This window comes from Rathayibacter tanaceti, assembly GCF_001634385.1.
Lineage (GTDB): Bacteria > Actinomycetota > Actinomycetes > Actinomycetales > Microbacteriaceae > Rathayibacter > Rathayibacter tanaceti.
In genome coordinates this window covers 1-2,800 of record NZ_LIIN01000206.1, presented here as the reverse complement: position 1 = coordinate 2,800, position 2,800 = coordinate 1, and the positions used below count along the sequence as shown (strand labels likewise).

Sequence of the window (2,800 nt, the reverse complement as noted above, 5' to 3'; positions counted from 1 at the left end):
GAGACCGGCGACGACCGCCAGCGCGCTCGCGAGCTGCTGCTGGTCGCGGCCAGCGGCGGCCAGCACCGACCCGGCTCCGCTCGCCTCGTCGAACGGGGCACGCACGGCGTCGCCGAGCAGCGGGATGCCGCCGAGGGTGGTGCCGGCGTCACTCATGGTGGACCCGAAGCCGCTTCCTGCGCTCTCGAGCCGACGACCGATCTCGGCGAGACCGGCTATCAGCGAGCCGACGGCGAGACCGGCGGCGATGGCCACCGCGGCGACACCGAGGGCGAGGGCGTCGGCCACGATCTGCCGCGCGCGGGCGGACGGGAGGTCGGCGTAGATCTGCATGCGCCGATTATCCGGCGCTCGCACCGGGTGTCCCGTCAACAACGAAGGAAGAATTCGAATCGCCGGGCTCCGATCCGCACGTTCTCGGTTGTGGGATCGGTTCCATCCTTCGTTGTTGACGGAAGCTCCTACTGATCCCCCTCCACAGATGCTCGATGGCGTCCGACCGTCCCGAACGCCCTCCGGCGACCAGGCCTGAGTCACCGACTCCGCCAGCATCGACCGCATGGACTTCGATTCGCTCCTCGCTGTGCACGACGGCGTCCTCTCACGCAGCTCCCTGCTCGTCGCCGGGGCGACGGACCGACTCCTCGCTGCGGCCGTCAGGGACGGCCGGCTGGTCCGCGGCCGTCGCGGCCAGTACGCCTCCCCGAGGCTGCCGCCCGAGGTGCTCGCCGCCTTCCGGCTCGGAGGCCGACTGGCCGCGACCGACGCCGCCCGCTCGCACGGCCTCTGGGTGCTGCGCTCACCGCATCTGCATGTGCACGTCGAGGCACACGCCGCCCGTATAGCGGCGCCTCGAAGTGTCCGCCTGCACTGGCATGCGGCCCATCCCGGCGACGAACGCCTCCGGGTCTCGCCGGTCCATGCGCTGATTCAGCTCGGCCGTTCGGTCGGAGTCGAGGACCTGCTCGTCGCGCTCGAGTCGGCCCTCGAGAAGCGCCTCCTCACGACCGGAGCGATCGCCGAGCTGCAGACCGCCTGCCCCGCGAGGCTCCTGGCCGCACTCGCCTTCGTCCGGGACGACTCGCAGAGCGGACTCGAGACCCTCGCACGCTGGCGGCTGCACCTCAGAGGCATCACCGCCCGGGCTCAGGTCTGGATCCCCGGGGTCGGCCGCGTCGATCTGCTGATCGGCCGGAGCCTCATCATCGAGCTCGACGGACGCTCGACGCACGACGTCGAGAACGACCGCCGCCGCGATCTGCACGCCTCCTCCGACGGCTACGTCACGCTGCGGTTCTCGGCGACGCAAGTGCTCACGCAGTGGCCAGAGGTCGACCGCGCGATCCTCGCCGCGGTCGAGCGCGGCCTGCACCTGCTCTGAGCCGTCAGAGCAGGTCGTGCAGGACGACGACCTGCTCGCGCTCCGGCCCGACGCCGATCGCCGAGAACCTCGCGCCGCTCATCGCCTCGAGCGCGCGGACGTAGTCCTGGGCCGCCTGCGGAAGGTCAGAGAACTCGCGGCAGCCCGAGATGTCCTCCTGCCAGCCGGGGAACTCCTGGTAGATCGGCTTCGCGTGGTGGAAGTCGCTCTGCGAGACGGGGACCTCGTCGTGGCGGACCCCGTCGACGTCGTAGGCGACGCAGACGGGGATCGTCTCGAGGCCCGAGAGGACGTCGAGCTTGGTGAGCACGAAGTCGGTGACCCCGTTGATCCGGGCGGAGTAGCGCGCGATGGGGGCGTCGTACCAGCCGCAGCGGCGAGGCCGACCAGTGGTGGTGCCGAACTCGAAGCCCTGCTTGCGGAGGTACTCGCCCCACTCGTCGAAGAGCTCGGTGGGGAACGGACCCGCGCCGACGCGGGTCGTGTACGCCTTGATGACGGCGATGACGCGGTCGATGCGGTTGGGGGCGACTCCGGAGCCGGTGGCCGCGCCTCCGCTCGTCGCGTTCGACGACGTGACGAACGGGTAGGTGCCGTGGTCGACGTCGAGCATGGTGGCCTGGCCCGCCTCGAACAGCACGGTCTTGCCGGCGTCAAGCGCCTGGGCGAGTACCAGCGAGGTGTCGGCGACCATCGGGCGCAGGCGCTCCGTGTACTGCAGCAGGTCCTCGAGCACCTGCTCGACCAGGATCGCGCGGCGGTTGTAAACCTTCACCAGCAGGTGGTTCTTCTGGTCGAGGGCGCCCTCGACCTTCTGGCGGAGGATGTTCTCGTCGAACAGGTCCTGGATGCGGATGCCGACGCGGTTGATCTTGTCGGCGTAGGCCGGGCCGATGCCGCGTCCGGTCGTGCCGATCTGGCGCTTGCCGAGGAAGCGCTCCGTCACCTTGTCGAGGGTGCGGTGGTAGCTGGTGATGACGTGCGCGTTGGCGCTGACCAGCAGCTTCGACACGTCGACGCCGCGGGCGCTCAGCGCCTCGAGCTCGTGGAACAGCACCTCGATGTCGACGACGACGCCGTTCGCGATCACCGGCACGACCCCCGGGGTGAGGATGCCCGACGGGAGCAGGTGCAGCGCGTACTTCTCGTCGCCGACGACGACCGTGTGCCCGGCGTTGTTCCCGCCGTTGAACTTCACGACGTAGTCGACTCGACTGCCGAGGAGGTCGGTCGCACGTCCCTTGCCCTCGTCGCCCCACTGGGCGCCGGTGATGACGATGGCTGGCATGGCGTAGTCCTTCTTCGACGGAGGGGCGTGCGACCCGATGAAGGGTTCGCCGGGCGGGCCGGCGCGGAAGTCGATGCCGCATCCGCGCGACCGGCCGCTCGATTCTAGCGGAGGGGCGCGCCGGCCGGCCG

2 protein-coding genes and 1 pseudogene are annotated in these 2,800 nt (G+C 70.4%); 1 reads left to right on the top strand and 2 read right to left on the bottom strand.

Annotation, left to right across the window (positions count from 1 at the left end; translation table 11 throughout):
* A pseudogene (locus tag ACH61_RS14845) lies at positions 1–333 on the bottom strand (hypothetical protein); the annotation flags it as partial.
* 226 nt (positions 334–559) lie between these two features.
* Here ACH61_RS14845 and ACH61_RS14840 point away from each other — a divergent pair.
* Positions 560–1,381: an endonuclease domain-containing protein gene (locus ACH61_RS14840; protein WP_068213522.1), complete on the top strand. Its 822-nt coding sequence runs from the start codon at positions 560–562 to the stop codon at positions 1,379–1,381.
* Positions 1,382–1,385: 4 nt separating this feature from the next.
* Here the strand turns inward: ACH61_RS14840 and ACH61_RS14835 are convergent, their stop codons facing one another.
* Positions 1,386–2,669, bottom strand: a complete 1,284-nt coding sequence (locus ACH61_RS14835) for an adenylosuccinate synthase (RefSeq protein WP_068213524.1) — start codon at positions 2,667–2,669, stop codon at positions 1,386–1,388.
* Positions 2,670–2,800 lie beyond the last annotated feature (131 nt).